General features: G+C 72.3%; 14 protein-coding genes. 7 read left to right on the plus strand and 7 right to left on the minus strand.

Annotated features, from left to right (window positions below; translation table 11 throughout):
• Nucleotides 1-19: 19 nt before the first annotated feature.
• The 3 genes from WMF20_RS15360 to WMF20_RS15370 all read left to right on the plus strand — a co-directional run bounded on the left by WMF20_RS15360 (nucleotide 20) and on the right by WMF20_RS15370 (nucleotide 3,373).
• Nucleotides 20-745, plus strand: coding sequence for a hypothetical protein (locus tag WMF20_RS15360; protein WP_437614335.1), 726 nt, complete (start codon nucleotides 20-22; stop codon nucleotides 743-745).
• A 136-nt stretch (nucleotides 746-881) separates the two neighbouring features.
• Nucleotides 882-1,991 (plus strand): Kazal-type serine protease inhibitor family protein, encoded by a 1,110-nt coding sequence (locus WMF20_RS15365; RefSeq protein ID WP_437614337.1) that lies wholly within the window; start codon nucleotides 882-884, stop codon nucleotides 1,989-1,991.
• Between the two features lie 176 nt (nucleotides 1,992-2,167).
• Nucleotides 2,168-3,373 carry an MFS transporter gene (locus WMF20_RS15370; RefSeq protein ID WP_129575065.1) on the plus strand — a complete coding sequence of 402 codons (1,206 nt, stop codon included), beginning with the start codon at nucleotides 2,168-2,170 and terminating at the stop codon, nucleotides 3,371-3,373.
• A gap of 59 nt (nucleotides 3,374-3,432) precedes the next feature.
• Here the strand turns inward: WMF20_RS15370 and WMF20_RS15375 are convergent, their stop codons facing one another.
• Nucleotides 3,433-4,785 carry a hypothetical protein gene (locus WMF20_RS15375; RefSeq protein WP_437614340.1) on the minus strand — a complete coding sequence of 451 codons (1,353 nt, stop codon included), beginning with the start codon at nucleotides 4,783-4,785 and terminating at the stop codon, nucleotides 3,433-3,435.
• Nucleotides 4,786-4,875: 90 nt separating this feature from the next.
• On the opposite strand from WMF20_RS15375, the gene WMF20_RS15380 reads away from it, so the two are divergent.
• Entirely contained in the window at nucleotides 4,876-5,871 is a 996-nt protein-coding gene (locus WMF20_RS15380) for a TetR/AcrR family transcriptional regulator (RefSeq protein ID WP_437614342.1), read from the plus strand.
• Between the two features lie 58 nt (nucleotides 5,872-5,929).
• Here WMF20_RS15380 and WMF20_RS15385 read toward each other — a convergent pair whose 3' ends face one another.
• From WMF20_RS15385 to WMF20_RS15400, 4 genes are all read right to left on the minus strand, one after another.
• On the minus strand, nucleotides 5,930-6,883 hold the full coding sequence (locus WMF20_RS15385) for a class I SAM-dependent methyltransferase (protein WP_437614344.1): 954 nt from the start codon (nucleotides 6,881-6,883) through the stop codon (nucleotides 5,930-5,932).
• A gap of 105 nt (nucleotides 6,884-6,988) precedes the next feature.
• Nucleotides 6,989-7,444, minus strand: a complete 456-nt coding sequence (locus WMF20_RS15390) for an ADP-ribosylation/crystallin J1 (RefSeq protein WP_437614346.1) — start codon at nucleotides 7,442-7,444, stop codon at nucleotides 6,989-6,991.
• Complete coding sequence (locus tag WMF20_RS15395; RefSeq protein WP_437614348.1) at nucleotides 7,441-8,685, minus strand: winged helix DNA-binding domain-containing protein; 1,245 nt, start codon at nucleotides 8,683-8,685, stop codon at nucleotides 7,441-7,443. Before WMF20_RS15395 ends, WMF20_RS15390 begins: the two co-directional genes overlap by 4 nt.
• Nucleotides 8,686-8,771: 86 nt before the next feature.
• Nucleotides 8,772-9,230, minus strand: coding sequence for a hypothetical protein (locus tag WMF20_RS15400; protein WP_437614350.1), 459 nt, complete (start codon nucleotides 9,228-9,230; stop codon nucleotides 8,772-8,774).
• A 237-nt stretch (nucleotides 9,231-9,467) separates the two neighbouring features.
• Here WMF20_RS15400 and WMF20_RS15405 point away from each other — a divergent pair, with 237 nt between their 5' ends.
• The gene (locus tag WMF20_RS15405) at nucleotides 9,468-9,953 is read left to right on the plus strand and encodes a hypothetical protein (RefSeq protein ID WP_437614352.1); all 486 of its coding nucleotides are present in this window, start codon (nucleotides 9,468-9,470) and stop codon (nucleotides 9,951-9,953) included.
• A 54-nt stretch (nucleotides 9,954-10,007) separates the two neighbouring features.
• Here the strand turns inward: WMF20_RS15405 and WMF20_RS15410 are convergent, their stop codons facing one another.
• Nucleotides 10,008-10,844 carry a hypothetical protein gene (locus WMF20_RS15410; protein ID WP_437614354.1) on the minus strand — a complete coding sequence of 279 codons (837 nt, stop codon included), beginning with the start codon at nucleotides 10,842-10,844 and terminating at the stop codon, nucleotides 10,008-10,010.
• Nucleotides 10,845-11,240: 396 nt separating this feature from the next.
• On the opposite strand from WMF20_RS15410, the gene WMF20_RS15415 reads away from it, so the two are divergent.
• A complete protein-coding gene (locus tag WMF20_RS15415; RefSeq protein ID WP_437614356.1) occupies nucleotides 11,241-13,229 on the plus strand; it encodes a PAS domain-containing hybrid sensor histidine kinase/response regulator in 1,989 nt (662 codons plus the stop codon).
• A 195-nt stretch (nucleotides 13,230-13,424) separates the two neighbouring features.
• Complete coding sequence (locus tag WMF20_RS15420; protein ID WP_437614358.1) at nucleotides 13,425-13,829, plus strand: hypothetical protein; 405 nt, start codon at nucleotides 13,425-13,427, stop codon at nucleotides 13,827-13,829.
• Between the two features lie 179 nt (nucleotides 13,830-14,008).
• Here WMF20_RS15420 and WMF20_RS15425 read toward each other — a convergent pair whose 3' ends face one another.
• Nucleotides 14,009-15,325 (minus strand): sensor histidine kinase, encoded by a 1,317-nt coding sequence (locus WMF20_RS15425; RefSeq protein WP_437614360.1) that lies wholly within the window; start codon nucleotides 15,323-15,325, stop codon nucleotides 14,009-14,011.
• Between the last annotated feature and the right edge of the window lie 104 nt (nucleotides 15,326-15,429).

Below are 15,429 nucleotides of genomic sequence, written 5' to 3' on the forward strand. Positions count from 1 at the left end.
GTTTGCTCTAGGCTCGGGCATGGCGATGCGGACTACAGGCAGACACGGGGACCGGCGGGGCGCGGTCGTCTCGGCGCTCCTCGCGGTGCTCCTCGGCGGCTGTGTCGTGAGCCCGCAGCCGAGCCCGCCCGTCCACGATCCTATCCTCGACGGGGCGCTCGTCGGCGTGAAGGACGAGCCCATGGTGCTGGGCGACCAGATCGCGCTCGAAGGGAAGCCGGGCGCGGTCAGGCCGGCGGAGGGCGTGATCGTGGTGACGAACCTCGACACCCTCGACGCGCCGGTGGTCGCGGACGTGAACCCCGACGGGAGCTTCATCGCCACCGTGCTCGCCCGGACCGAGCACGTCCTGCGGATGCAGGTGAAGCAGGGCGAGCTCCGGTCGGAGCCGGCCGATCTGCGGCTCGCGGGGCCCAGCTCGACCGAGAAGACGCTCGATCACCTGCCGTGCCTCGCGCTCACGCCGGGCGCGTGGGTCACGTTCGAGGCCGAAGGCGGCTCCCGCGACGTGGTCATCCGCAACGGGTGTGCCGAGGACGTGTCCATCGAGGCGCCTCGCCTGCGCCGCGGCGGCGCGCCGTTCAGCGTCAGCCCGGAGGCGCCGTTCGTGGTGCCGCCGGGCGGGTCCACCGTCGTCACCGTGCGCGCGGACGGTGACGGGGAGGAGCGCGAGGACGTGCTCTTCCTCGACGTCACGGCGCCCGAGCCCGGGCGCCGCGCGCTGACGCTCACGCTCCCCGACTGATCGGTCGGGGAAGCGACCCACGGATCACGCGCCGCGCTCGCGCGCGGCGCAAGGGCGCCCTTCCTCGGGAGGGGAGGGGCTCGTGCATGTCTATCGCCTCGCCGGCGGCGGCGAGGCCGTGTGTTGGAGGAACATCATGAACGTTCAGAATCGCATCAAGAGCAGCCGTATCGGTTCCGTTCTCTGGCTCGCGCTGTCGATGATCCCGCTCACGGTGGGCTGTCAGGTCGAGGTGGCCGGCGACAACACCGGCACCAATTCGGAGGAGGTGTCGGGCGGCGGTCACGGACGCGCCTGCGGCGGCCTCGCCGGCCTCAGCTGTAAGAAGGGCTATTTCTGCGACTACGAGCTCGAGGCCATGTGCGGCGCGTTCGACATGACGGGCACCTGCGAGCGCATCCCGAAGGCGTGCACGGAGGAGTACAACCCGGTCTGCGGCTGTGACGGCAAGACGTATGGCAACGAGTGCGCCGCGAACGCGGCGGGCGTGTCGGTGGCGTCGCGCGGCGAGTGCGAGCCGCCCCCGGCGAAGATCTGCGGCGGCCTCGCCGGCTTCGCGTGCGACCCCGGCGAGTTCTGCGACTACGCGCCCGACGCCATGTGCGGCGCGGCCGACCAGACGGGCGTCTGCGCGCCGATCCCGGAGGGGTGCACGAAGGAGTACGACCCGGTCTGCGGCTGCGACGACAACACCTACGGCAACGCGTGCATGGCGGCCGCGGCGGGCGTGTCGGTGGCGTCGCGCGGCGAGTGCGGGTCGGCTCCGGGAGCGGTGTGCGGCACCCGCGGCGCCGCGGCGTGCGAGCCCGGGTTCTTCTGCGACTTCGCGCCCGAGGCCGCGTGCGGGGCGACCGATCTGCCGGGCGCCTGCGCGCCGATCCCGGGGGCGTGCACGTTCGAGTACAACCCGGTCTGCGGCTGCGACGGCAACACCTACGGCAACGCGTGCGCCGCGAACGCGGCGGGCGTGTCGGTGGCGTCGCGCGGCGAGTGCGCGGCCTCCGAGGTGCAGCACTGCGGCGGCCTCGCCGGCCTCGCGTGCGACCCCGGCGAGTTCTGCAACTACAGCCTGGAGGCCATCTGCGGCGCGGCCGACCAGACGGGCGTCTGCGAGACGATCCCGGAGGTCTGCGATGACAGTTATAACCCCGTCTGCGGCTGCGACGACAAGACGTACAGCAACGCGTGCAACGCGCACGCGGCGGGCGTCTCGGTGGCGCTCCGCGGCGAGTGCCCGCGCCGGTGAGCGAGCATCGCGGGGGCCGGCCGCGCCGCGCCCCCGCGGCGCCGGTTCGGTAGGTGATTCGCCCCTTCGTCCCCGGGGGGCAGCCCGCGTCCGGCGGATCAGGAACGGCCGGACGGGGTTGTGCGATTGATGGGGGAGGGCACGCGGCGTATGCCTGCGCTGCCCTCCCTTTCCCCATGCAGACCTCTTCCTCGCCCTCCCGGTCGCTCCGCCGCGGGCTCGTCTGGCTGATGGCGGCGGTCGCCGGCGCCACCGTCGCGAACCTCTATTACAACCAGCCGCTGCTCGGGGACATCGCCCGAGAGCTCGGCGGCGCGGGCGGCTCGCTCGGGCTCGTGCCGACGATGACGCAGGTCGGTTACGCGGCGGGAATGCTCCTCCTCGTGCCGCTCGGCGACAGCCACGAGCGGCGGCGGCTCATCGTCGTCATGGCGGCGCTGGCGAGCCTCGCGCTGTGCGGCGCCGCGCTCGCGCCGGATCTGCCGTGGCTCATCGCGGCGAGCTTCGCGGTGGGCATCACCAGCGTGGTTCCGCAGCTGATCTTGCCGTTCGCGGCGCAGCTCGCGCCGGACGAGCAGCGCGGGCGCGTGGTGGGGATGGTGATGAGCGGCTTGCTCATCGGCATCCTCCTGTCGCGCACGGTGGCCGGCGTCGTCGGCACGCACCTCGGGTGGCGCGCGATGTTCTGGGCGGCGGCGGGGCTCATGATCGCGCTCGGCCCGGTGCTGCGCCTGGCCTTGCCGGCGCAGCCGCCGGCCGCGGCGATGTCGTATCCGGAGCTCGTGCGCTCGCTCGGGCGCCTCGCCCGGAGCGAGCCTGCGCTGCGGCTGCACTCCGCGCTCGGCGCGCTCTCGTTCGGCGCCTTCAGCGCCTTCTGGGCGACGCTCGCGCTCTATCTCCAGAGCATGCCCGCGCGCCACGGCCCGCAGGTCGCGGGCCTCTTCGGCCTCGTCGGCGTGGCCGGCGCCGCCGCGGCGCCGCTCGTGGGCCGGTACGCCGACGTGCGCGGCGATCGCCGGATCAACGCGCTCGCGCTCGGGGTGCTGCTCGCGTCGTTCGGGGTGCTCTGGCTGCTCGGAGGGTGGCTGTCGGGCATCGCGCTCGGCGTGGTGCTGCTCGATCTGGGCGCGCAGGCCAACCAGATCTCGAACCAGGCGCGCGTGTACGCGCTGCGCCCCGAGGCGCGCAGCCGGATGAACACGATCTACATGACCACCTATTTCGTCGGCGGGGCGGCCGGGGCGTGGCTCGGCACCGCCGCCTGGACGCGCTGGGGGTGGATCGGGGTGTGCGCCGCGGGCGGGGCGATGTCGGCGGCGGCGCTCGGCCTTTTGTGGGCCGGGTCCGCGCGGGCGGCGAACGGCGCGGCCGGCGGGGGCTGAGGGGCTGCGCGGCGACCTGCGCTCCTCCGGGGGACCGCGGGGAGGCGGCGGTCGCGAGGTCAGGGCGTCATCGGCAGCGCGACCAGGAGGTTCGCATTGCACATCTCGTTCTGCGTGCCCCACCCGGGCAGCACGGGGGCCTGAGCGTCGCGCGTGTCGAAGGTGCATGTCACCTGGAGCGACGAGCTCGGGTCGAGCAGCGGCGGCGTGCGGTACCAATACACGTCTTGCCAGTGGACGTCCCAGTCGTCCACGCGCGCGATGCAGGTCTCCTGCCCCTCCGACGTCACGCGGATATCGAAGGTGCGCCCGCGCTCGTGCATGTGCGGCATCACGCCGAGCACCTCGATCGGGGGCAGCGCCGGATCGAGCGTGAGCTCCGCCCGCGTCCTCTTCCACGTGTAGGCGGCGTCCTTCTGGCGGGGAGGCAGCGTGTCCGGGCCGTCCGGCTCGAAGAGGCTCGTCATGAAGCCGTCGTCCCCGATGAACACGGCGCGCCGCTCCACGGTGTCCTCGTATCGGATCCGGAGGCGCGTCGAGTCCTCGGCGGATGCGCCCGCGTGGTCATGGAGGTTGTAATGCACCTGGACGACGAAATGGTCCTTCGAGGAGACCGGCGCCCCGGTGCCGCCGGGGAACTCGACCACGTTCTGCCCGGGCGCCCAGGCGAACAGCGGCTGGAACGGCAGCGCGTCGGACGGGCCGCCGAAGCACTCCCAGCCGGGCCGGTCCGGCGAGGCGTCGTCGAGCTCCGTCATCACATCCTGGTTCGTCTTGCCCTCCACGAGCGACGGCTCCGAGGGAGTCACCCGGTAGACCGTGAGGTGATGAACGATGGACCGGACCCCGGGCGTCACCTGATATCCGGTGATGAAGCGGTCGGTGTCGAGGCCCGGGTCCACAGGAAAGCACCGCCACTCGTCGTAGGCCGCGAGGGGATCGGTGGGGTCGGCGACGGGGGTGATCGGCGGTGTCATGTAGTCGACGCCGCCCTCGAGCGTGGGCACGGGCGGGGTGGGCGGCGCGCCCGCGCGCTCCCCCTCGGCGCGCGCCCCGGTCGCCCAGCGATGGATGATATCGAGCTCCTCGGCGGTGAGCGTCGCCTCGTCCTTGAAGTCGCCGCACGAGCCGTCGTGCTTCACGAGGAACGGGGGCATGTGGCCGCCCTGCACGGCGTCGTCGATCGCGCCGGCGCGCGCCTTCGCCGAGCTGTAGTCGTCGAGCCGGAAGGGCCCGAGCCCGCCCTCCTGATGGCACGCGGTGCACTTGGATGACGTGATCGGCGCGACGTCCTCCCAGAATGTCGGCTCCGGCGCCGTCGCCGGCTCCTTGGCCGCGCACCCGAGCGAAAGCGCGAGCGGCACGGTGGCCGCCAGGCCGCGCGCGCGGAAAAGCAGGGTCTTCGATCGCATCGGTCGCCTCTCGTCGTGCTGCATCACGCGGACCTCCAGAAAACTGTTTATGACGTACACGGTATTGTGTGTGGTATACGCAGTTGTTGAATGGCTGTCAAACCCAAGCGGCGACGAAAAACTGCGACCGAGTACAGCGGAGGCGGCGACGCCGTGCGCAGCCTCGAGCTCCTCTGGGGGGTCCGGAGGCGGCCGAGCCGGGGGCCCAGGCCCGGCCTGAGCCTCGATCAGATCGTGCGGGCCGCGATCGAGCTCGCCGACGCCGAGGGGCTCTCGGCGCTGTCGATGCAGCGGGTCGCCGCGAAGCTCGGGTTCACCACGATGTCGCTGTACCGGTACGTGCCGAGCAAGGCCGAGCTCCTGGACCTCATGCTGGACACCGCGGCGGGGGAGATGTCCCTCGTCGATGGCGTCCCCGGGGGGTGGCGGGCCAAGCTCGAGGCGTCGGCGCTCGCGGACTGGGCGCTCTACCACCGCCACCCGTGGTTCTTGCACGTGACGCCGGTGCGCCCCGTGATGGGGCCGAAGGGGATGGCGGCGTACGAGGCGACGCTCCGCGCGGTCGCCGGGATCGGCCTCACCGACCGCGAGGCGCTCGCCGCCGTCCACCTCGTCGACAGCTACACCCGCGGCGCGGGGCGGCTCTCGGTGGACCGGGCCGAGGCCGAGCAGGAGACCGGCGTCACCGACGAGCAGTGGTGGTCCGAGCGCGCGTACTTCTGGGACAAGCTCTTCGACCCGGCCCGCTATCCGACGATGGCGAAGATGATGGGGTCGGGCGCGTTCGACGAGCACCCGTTCACGGAGGAGATGTTCCTGTTCGGCCTGCAGCGCGTTCTCGACGGCATCGAGGCGCTCGTCCGGTCGCGCTCTGGGCGGTGTGACGAAAGTCGCGAAACGTCACGCCCCACGGCGCAGGTTCGTGACGAAACTCCGGACCAGGCCCCGCCGCAGGACGAGGCGCCGACGTGCGCGCAGTGCGGCGGCGCGATCGACCAGCCCGCCACGGGGCGGCCGCGGGCGTACTGCTCGCGGGCTTGCCAGCAGCGCGCTTACCGGGCGCGCAACGCGTCGGATCGGCGCTGACCGCCGCTCGTCCTGCCCGGCCGCCCGAGCCGCTGGAGGCCCGCGCTGGCCAGCGGCCTCAGCGCGCCGAGAGCAGGAAGGCCGGGGCCCACCAGTACCGGTGGAGCAGCCGTCGGTCGACGCGCGCGAAGCCGGCGTCGCGCAGCAGCGCGGCCCAGTCGTCGATGGGGTGCTCGAACGTGGTGCGGGTGGCGCCGCGGTCGACGTAGCCGAAGAGCACCGGCATCAAGAACCCCTGGGCGACCGTGTCGCGCTCGGCGCCGGCGTACTCCAAGAGCCCTTCGCGGTAGCGCTCGAGCACGTGCCGCGCGGTGTCCGGCGAGAGCGGCTCGTCCATGCGCGGCGCGTCGAACTCGGCGACGAGCAGCCGATCGCAGCGCGCGCGCGCCCAGCGGAGCAGCGCCGGCCGCTCGGCCGGGGCGATCGCGTGAAGGCAGAACGTCGCCTGCGCCACCGACCAGCGCCGCGGCGCCATGGCCGGGTCTACAGCGAGATCCTGGAGCCGTCCGCCGAACGCCTCGACGTCGACCCCTCGGCCGGACAGCGCCGCGGCGCATCGCTCGAGCAGCGGCGCCGCCGGCTCGACGACGGTCACCCGCCGCACCGCCGGCGTCAGCGCGGGCAGCAGCGCCATCCCGTCGCCGGCGCCGATATCGAGCAGATCGAACGGCGCCTCCGGGTACTCGCCGGCCAGCGCCGCGCTGGTCTCCCGGTAGAGCGGCACGTTGCCGCCGCCGCGGATGAAGGCGGCGAACCCCTCGGCGGACACGTAGACGTTGCGCTTGCCCTCCCGGGCGACCCGCGCGAGGTGCTCCGCGGCCGCCTCGAACAGGATGTCCCCCGGCGAGGCCGCCGCGGCGCGGGCGGCGAAGGCCGCGGCGTCGGCGTAGCGCTCGTCGGAGAACGCCAGCATCGCGAGGTAGCAGAGATCCTCCGGCGACGGCGCGGCGACAGCGGCTGCCGCTGCGTCGAGCCCGGCGGCGCGATGGCGATCCCAGATCGTGTCCAGCATGGTGCTCCTTCCTGCGCGCGGCGCGGCCGGCTCGGCGCGTGGCCCCGCGCCCGCCGACCGCGCCCGCCTGTGGGTGCAGCCCGGCGAGCTTACTCGAAGCGGGGTTCACCCCCCACGAGCCGCACGCGCCTTCGCGTCGAGCCCGGCGCGGTCGTGGGGATCCCGGGCCCAGTCGAGAGGGAGCCGGGTCGCCGGGTCGATGTCCCTCTGAAACTTCGGCCCGCAGTACACCTCGGTGACCTCGATGGTCCCAACGATGTGTCGGTTGAACTCCTCGAGCTCCTCGGCGGGGACCCAGAGCTCCTCGTGCGAGCGTCCGCCCGCGATCTGCACCGGATACCTGCGGGCGAAGTCGTCCTCGACCACGAACCGGGTCACCCACCCCGCGAACCCGGAGGTCTCATCGGTGGTGTTCCAGTCGCGGGCGATCTTGCGCGCGTACTCCGCGGTCAGCACCGGATAGAAGATGGGCTGATGCGAGAGACGCGGCGGGAAGGCCCGAAAACCGGACTCTGCGATCAGCCGGAGCTCGGCGAGGCCCACGGGGCGATACAAGATCATCGTCGTCTCTGCTCCTTCGCTACGCCCTTCGCCCGCGCCGCCGGCGCCTTCGCGGCGGCAGCGCCCTTCGCCCGCGCCGCCGGCGCCTTCGTAGCGGCATCGCGCTTGGCCCTGGCCGCCGGCGCCTTCGCGGCCCCACCCTTGTCGAAGCGAACCTCGAACGCGCCCGCGTCCTCCTCGACGAAGCGAAGGAGCGCCTCCCCCTCCTCGGCGAGCTCCTCGCGCGCCGCCCTGGAGAGGGCCTCGAACGGCTCGATCACGAGCGTGGCCGAGGCCTTCTTCCGCTCGATACCCCAGGTGCCGGCCACGAAGCCGTCCACGAGGAACGTCGGCAGGATGCGAAGGTTGGCCGACAGGACGATCCGCGCGCGATGCTCGCCCGCGATGATCCGCGTGCGGTCGTCGTGCGCGAGCAGGACGTTGTCGTAGTCCGGGAGAAACCGGGCCGGCGCGGCGGTGTCCGCGGGCGGCCGCGGCGCGTCGGGCAGGTCGAAGAGCTCCCGGCCCCGCTCGTCGCGGAACGTGCAGAGCTGGTCGCCCAGGGATCGAAGAACGTCCTTGATCCCGGTCAGGCCGGACCAGGTCTGCATGTCGGTCGCGGTCGCCGGACCGAGCGACGCGAGGTACCGGAGCACGAGCGCGCGAGGCCCGCCGCCGTCGCCGAACGGCGCGCCCAGCCAGGACGCCGCCGGGGCGAAATCCGCCGTTCCCGGGTAGGCCCACGCGGTCTCGGCGGGCACCTGGACGACCGGCAGGTGCATGCGGACCGCGAGGGCCATGGCCCGCACGTCGCCCTCGGGGTGGAGCGCGGCCAGGTGGTCGCGCAGCTCGTCCATGGTCCGCGGCTCCTCGTCGAAATACGCGCGCGCCTCGGCGACCAGCCGGGCGACGTCGAGGGCGTCCGCGCGGTCGCGGAGGATCGATCGCACCGCGGCGTGGAGCACCGGCGCGATGACCGGGTGCAGCGCCAGGTAATCCTTCGCGCTCACGACGTGCAGCGTGCCGCGCAGGAACGGCGCCCGGACGACCTCGCGGCGCAGGACCAGCCGGACCAGCTCCTCGCGCCGGAACCCCTCGAGCCGCGACCAGAGCCCGATGAACGGAGGCCGCGCCAGCTGCGCCTGGAGGGCGACCAGCCGCTCGATCCCGCGGACGGCCGTGGTCCGCTCGCGCGACAGCAGCATCTGTCGCGCGAGCGTGGCCCGGTTGAGCTCTCTTCGAGTCAGCGTCGTGGTGGGCATGCCGCCCGGCGAGCTTACTCGAAACGAGGTTCACCTCCCACGAGCCGCGCGCGCCCCCGGGTCGAGCCCGGCGCGGCCCCGCGGCCTCACGGCTCGGCGGTAGCCATCGGGTGGCAGCTGCTGCACGAGAACCCGTCGGGCTGCTTCTCGGGATCGAACACGGGGACCCGGAGCACGTCGGCCATCTCGGGCAGGACCCGCTCGTACATGAAGGTGCCGAACTTCTCGCGCTCCGGGTGCGCCGGGTCCGCGACCCACTCGAAGAACGCCTCCTCGGTGCTGGGGAGCGCGGGGAGTTGCGGGTTCGGCATGGCATAAGTGCCGCCGTTCGCGTCGTCGCCGTGGCACGTCATGCAGGTCATGGTCTCGTACTTCGCGTCGTACTCCGCGAAGAGGGTCGCCATTCGCGGCAGGACGACGTCGGTCATGTACTCGGTGCGCTCCTCGAAACTCATGTCCTTCCACGCGACCGGCTCCGGTTCGCCGTCCTCCCCACCGCCGCACGCGGCGACGAACAGGCACGCGACCATCGAAATGCGCTTCACGATCGTGTTGTCCCTGCTCCTCCGGCGACCTGGAGGTGGCGAGCGGTGAGGCAGCTCTGCCTCCGTCTGCGCGCCGCGCATCGCCGGTCCCAAGGTGTTCATGGCTCGCATCGTCGTGTCTCCTTCTGGCTCAAAGCCGGGCGCCCGGACGGCCCCGACCGGACGGGCGCTGGTTCTACCGTGACGACGAACGAGATGCCGCCGGATCGACACGCCGGGCGATCTCTTTTGTATGGCATGCACGATGGCGTTCAGGCGTGCACGCGCCCGAGGAAGTCTCGCGTCAGCGCCACGATCTCCAGGCCTCCGGCGGCCGCGCCGGCGATCCCCGACGCGGAGCCGGCGCCGGACGTCGAGCTCGCCGCGGTGGAGGGAACGGACGGCGACGGAGGGATGGATCCGTCCGATCCCCAGTGCGGCGCGTGCGCCGTGTACGGCGTGCAGGAGCAGAGGCTCTATGCGATCCTCTCGAGCGAGGGCACGGCGCCCGACATGCGCCTCGATTTCTATTCTCAGAGCCGCGGGCTCGTCGGCACCTATGTGCTCAAGTCGGGCGCGTACTTCGGCCGCGGCAAGATGGCTTATTCGGTCCCGGGGGGGCCCACGCCGGACGTGGCGCAATGGGGGGTGATGCGCTGGAGCGACAAGACCGGCGCGATCCACGAGAGGCTGATCCCCCTCGTGAACACGTGGCTGGGCTGGGACCATCTGAACAGCCTCTAGCCCTCCTCGCCGCCGGCGCGATGGCCTCCGGACCGCGCCGGCGCGGCGACCGGCTCATGGCGCGGGGACGCAGGTCCCGCCGCCGCAGTCGGCGGTGCAGAGCCAGTGGCCCCTGTCGGGATCGCAGGTGCACACCGACGGCGCGCACCCCTCGTCGGCGCAGATCTGCCCCTCGGGGCAGCCCTGGGTCTTGCAGCCGACCGGGCTGGGACCGTTGCACGCGGGCTCGTCGGGCACGCACGTGCCGCCGCCGCAGTCCTCGGTGCAGGCCCACGCGCCGGTCGCAGGATCGCACACGCACTCCGAGGGCGCGCACCCCTCGTCGGCGCAGGTCTGGCCCTCGGGGCAGCCCTGGGTCTTGCAGCCGACCGGGTTGGGACCGCTGCAGGTGGGCTCGTCGGGCACGCAGGTGCCGCCTTCGCAGTCCTCGGTGCAGTACCACGCGCCGGACTCGGGATCGCACCCGCAGTGCGAGGGCGCGCAGCCCTCGTCGACGCAGGTCTGGCCCTCGGGACAGCCCTGGGCGTGGCAGCCGACCGGGCTGGGACCGCTGCACCTCGGCTCGTCGGGCACGCAGGTCCCGCCTTCGCAGTCGTCGGTGCAGTACCACGTGCCGGTCTCTGGATCGCACCCGCAGCGCGACGGCGCGCAGCCCTCGTCGACGCAGGTCTGGCCCTCCGGACAGCCCTGGGCGTGGCAGCCGACGGGGCTCGGGCCGCCGCACTCGGCGCCGGGGCCGCTCGACGCGCTGGCGCCATGGCCGGCGCTGCTCGCGCTGCCGCCGTCACCGTCGGCGCCGCCGCCGCCCAGAGGCGAGCTCCCGCACGCTGCGACGAGCAGCGAGAGCGCCGAGGAGCAGCAGCGTGAAAATGCGATCTTCGAGAGCCTCATGGCCAAGCCTCCTGCCGCACCACTCTACGGCATCCCTCCCGCGGGTCACGGCCTCGTCGCGCGCCGATCCGGCGATCGCTGTCTGCCGATCCGGCGATCGCTGTCTGCGGTGTGTCTCCGTGTCTGGATCTCCTCTCCTGTCGCGGCGTCAGGGCTCCGCCTCGGCATGAAGCGCTCCGAGCGGCCTCATCCAAATCCTGATTCAGAGTGAGCAGTGGAAATGTCTGCACAGGGCGGAATGCCGACCAGCGCTTCGGCCCGCGGCGTGCCGTGGCGTTTCGAGACGTGACCTGCGCGGGGGCGCCGCTTCCGGAGGAGGAAGCGCTGCCGTTCGGCTCGCTCACGCTCGTCGCGGAAGTGGTCAGCAGGGCGTGGATCGAGCATCCTCTCTGCATCATGTCTGTTTTGTTACAGCCGAGCGGGTTGGCCGAGCCGGGCGTCAAGGAGTCGCTTCATGCGAGCGAGGAGCGCTTTCGGCTGCTCGTCGAGACCATCCAGGACTATGCCATCTTCATCCTGGACGACCGAGGTCATGTGGCCACATGGAACCCGGGGGCGGAGCGGATCAACGGATACGAGGCCACGGAGATCATCGGCCGCCATTTCTCGACCTTCTACCCGCCGGAGGACGTGGCCGCGGGGAAGTGCGACCGCGAGATCGAGCAGGCGACCGCGCTCGGGCGGGTGGAGGACGAGGGGTGGCGCGTCCGCAAGGACGGCACGCTGTTCTGGGCCAGCGTCGTCATCACGGCGCTGCGGGACCGCGATGGCACCCTGATCGGCTTCGCGAAGATCACCCGGGATCTGACGGAGCGCCGGCATGCGGAGGAGGCGCTCCGTCGGAGCGAGGAGCGCTTCCGGCTGATCGTCGAGAGCGTCAAGGACTACGCCATCTTCATGCTCGATCCGCAGGGCGTCGTCACGACCTGGAACCGCGGGGCGCAGGAGCTCAAGGGGTATACGGCCGAGGAGATCCTCGGGAAGCATTTCTCTCGCTTCTATCAGGAGGAGGACGTCCGCGCCGGCAAATGCGCGTGGGTGCTCGCGATCGCCGCCCGCGAGGGGCGGGTCGAGGACGAGGGGTGGCGCGTCCGCAAGGACGGCACGCTGTTCTGGGCCAGCGTCGTCGTCACGGCGCTCCGCGGCACCCACGGGGAGCTCGTCGGGTTCGCGAAGGTCACGAGGGACCTCACCGAGCGGCGCCGCGCCGAGGAGGAGCGCCTCCGCCTCGTCCAGGCGCAGGAGGCGAACCGCATGAAGGACGAGTTCCTCGCGACGATCTCGCATGAGCTGAGGACGCCGCTCAACGCGATCCTCGGGTGGTCGTCGCTCCTGTGCGACAGCGTGAGCGACCCCGAGATCGCGAAGGCCTTCGACACGATCCGCCGAAACGCGCAGGCGCAGGCCAGGATCGTGGAGGACGTGCTCGACGTCTCGCGCATCATCACCGGCAAGATGCGCATCGAGACCAGGCCGCTGAGCTTCGCGGCCATCGTGGACCAGGCGATCGAGGTCGTCCGCCCGGCCGCGGACGCCAAGGGCATCGAGCTCGTCGTGCAGGGGGGAGGGCGCCCGCTCATGCTCCTCGGGGACCCGGCGCGGCTCCAGCAGGTGGTGTGGAATCTCCTGTCCAACGCGGTGAAGTTCACCGAGAACGGGGGGCATGTCCGCGTGGAGCTCGAGCAGGCCGGGGCGAGCATCCACCTCGCCGTGCACGACGACGGGCGCGGCATCGATCCGGCGATGCTCTCCCACGTGTTCGAGCGGTTCTGGCAGGCCGACAGCTCGATCACCCGCAGGTTCGGCGGCCTCGGGCTCGGGCTGTCGATCGTCCGCCACATCGTCGAGCTCCACGGCGGCACCGTCTCGGCCCGCAGCGCCGGGCTGGGCCGAGGGGCCAGCTTCTTCGTCTCGCTGCCCGTGCGGGCGGTGGCGCCCGCGCCCGAGCAGGACGCGGACCGACCTCCCGAGCCGGCCGCTCCGGTGCCGACGCAGACGCGGCTGGACGGCCTCCGCGTCCTCGTCGTCGACGACGAGCCGGACGCGCGCGAGCTCGTGAGCGCGGTGCTCCGGCCGAGAGGGGCAGAGGTGCACCTCGCGAGCTCCGCGTCCGAGGCGCTCTCCGCGCTCGCCGCGGTGAGGCCGGACGTCATCGTGAGCGACCTGGGCATGGCCGACCAAGACGGCTACGCGTTCCTGCGGAGCGTGCGGGCGATGGCGCGGGACGACGGCGGGGCGACGCCCGCGATCGCGCTCACGGCGCACACGAGCGGCGCGAACCAGCGGCTCGCCTTCGAGGCGGGATACGACGAGCACCTCGGAAAGCCGGTCCACCCGGAAGACCTGGTGAGGCTCGTCCGGAAGCTCGGGCGAGGGCAGGTCTAGCTCCCTCCGGCGTGGCCCAACGGGGCGCCCTCCGCCGCCGCGTCGCCCGCGGTGAAGGGCCCGCGGCACCACCGCTCCCACCATCCACCATAGAGCCACCCTGCACGCGCTGGTTGACATAGAAAACCCTACTCGATCCGCATCCCTCCTGGAAAAGTGACGATTGCTGGGCCCGCTTGCGGTATGAACGGACTCATGGAGATCAAAGATCTATCCGACTCCCTGCGCGCCGACCCTCGCTTCACCACCCGTCGCAAATGGCTGATCCTGAGCGAGCTCGTTTACCTCCCTACGCGTGAGAAGGTGGAGGAGGGCTTCCGCTATTTCACCTGCCCTGTCGAAGCCCTCACCGCCGCCCTGGCGAGGCGGGACTTCGCCGCCATCGCGAAGCTCCCCTTCGCCCTAGACGAGGAGGGCGACCCGGACACCTCCGCCGTGCGCCTGGATCTCGCCTACACCGCGTCCGGTGCTCTCGCCGCCTTCCAGCCCGTGGAGTTCCGCGAGCACGTGCCCACGCCCCTGTCCGCATCCGTGATCCTCGAGGGCGCGGAGGCCCAGGCGCTCCGCGAGACGCTACGGGAGATCGACCAATCCGCCTAGCGCGGTTTTCACCCATCTCTAGTACATGCGTTACAGAGCGGCGTTCACCCGCACAGGAGACGGGTCCAGCTCGGCGTTTTCGGCGCGGAAGCGCACTCCGGTGCGCTGAGCACCGAAAACGTCGAGATGGGCCCGTATCCGAAGCGGGTGACCGCCGCTCTAGCGCTGGGCGGCGCGCTTCAGCACGCCGGGAGGCGGACGCAGAAGCAGGTCCCCGGGCGCTCGGTGACGTTGTCCCGCACCTCGATCGTGCCGCCGTGCGCCTCGACGGCCAGCTTGCAGAACGTCAGTCCCAGCCCACGGCCGGAGCGCGAGGCGACGTTCGGATCGTCGAGCCGGACGTACCTGTCGAAGATGTGGTCGCGCAGGTGGACCGGGATCCCGGGGCCCTCGTCGCACACGACCACCTCCACCCAGCGCGCGTCGACCGGCCGCGCCTCGACGTGCACGGCGCCGCGCGCGGGGGTGTGGCGGAGGGCGTTGTCGAGCAGGTTCTGCAGCACCCGGCGCAGCAGGTCCGCGTCGCCCCGGGCGCGGCAGCAGCGCGGCGCGCCGGGGCGGAGCGCGATGCGCTGGTCGCGCGAGGCCGCGAGCGGCTCCAGGATCTCGGTCACCTCCTCCAGCAGCGCCGTGAGGTCGAGCTCATCCCACCGAGGCACGAGCGCCCCCGGCTGCCGGCTCGAGGTGTCGAGCAGGTTCATCGCCGTGCGCTGGATGAGCTCGGCCGAGCAGAGCACCCGGCTCCAGCGGCGCCGTTCCCGCTCCTCCAGCGCCGGCTCCCGCAGCCGGGCCCTGGCGGTCAGCACGACGCCGGCGGCGGGGCTCCTGAGGTCGTGCGCGAGGAGCTCGTTCAGCGCGTCGCCCTGCCGCTGGCTCTCCGCGAGCGCCTCGTGCCGCTCCGCGAGATCGCGGGTCAGCGCGTCGAGCTCGCCGATCCGCGCCTCGGCCTTCTCCATGCGCTCGCGGAGCGCGATGCTGTCCATCGCCAGCGCGGCGCCGTCCGCGAGCCCCTGGAGCAGCGTCACCTCGTGGGCCGTGGCCACGCGCGTCGAGCGCCAGTAGCTCCCGATCGCCCCGAGGGGAGCGCGCGCGTGGATCGGCACCATCGCCATGCTCCGCACGAACGTCGGCCTGTAGACGCCGAGGGGGATCCGGGGATCGAGCGCGATATCGTCGACGATCGCCGGCCTCCGATTCAGCATCACCCACCCGCTGACGCAGCTCGACATCGGGAATCGCCTGCCCTGCCAGAGCGAGGAGATCGCGTCTTCCCTGGCATAGTGGCAGAGCTCACCGTCGCGGAGGACGAACGACGCTCCGTCGGCGCCGGTGAGCTCCCGGGCGGCGCGGGCCGCGACGCTCAGGAGGGTCGGGAGATCGGGCGCGCGCCACAGCTCCCCCACGGCGCAGAGCAGGCGCTCCGCGCCGTGATTCTCCCGGAAGGTCGGATCCTGACCGTTCGAGCGGGCTGCATCTCCTGGGCCCTTTGGTTTCATGCGCGGCATGCTCTAACGCCTGGTCCCCCGCCCGACAAGGCGGCCCCTGGCGCCGCGCGCGGCGCGGCCTGCGAGCTCATGCACCTCGGCCGACGCCGCTCTGC

The sequence above is a fragment of the Sorangium sp. So ce834 genome (assembly GCF_051521425.1).
Classification (GTDB): domain Bacteria; phylum Myxococcota_A; class Polyangia; order Polyangiales; family Polyangiaceae; genus Sorangium; species Sorangium cellulosum_D.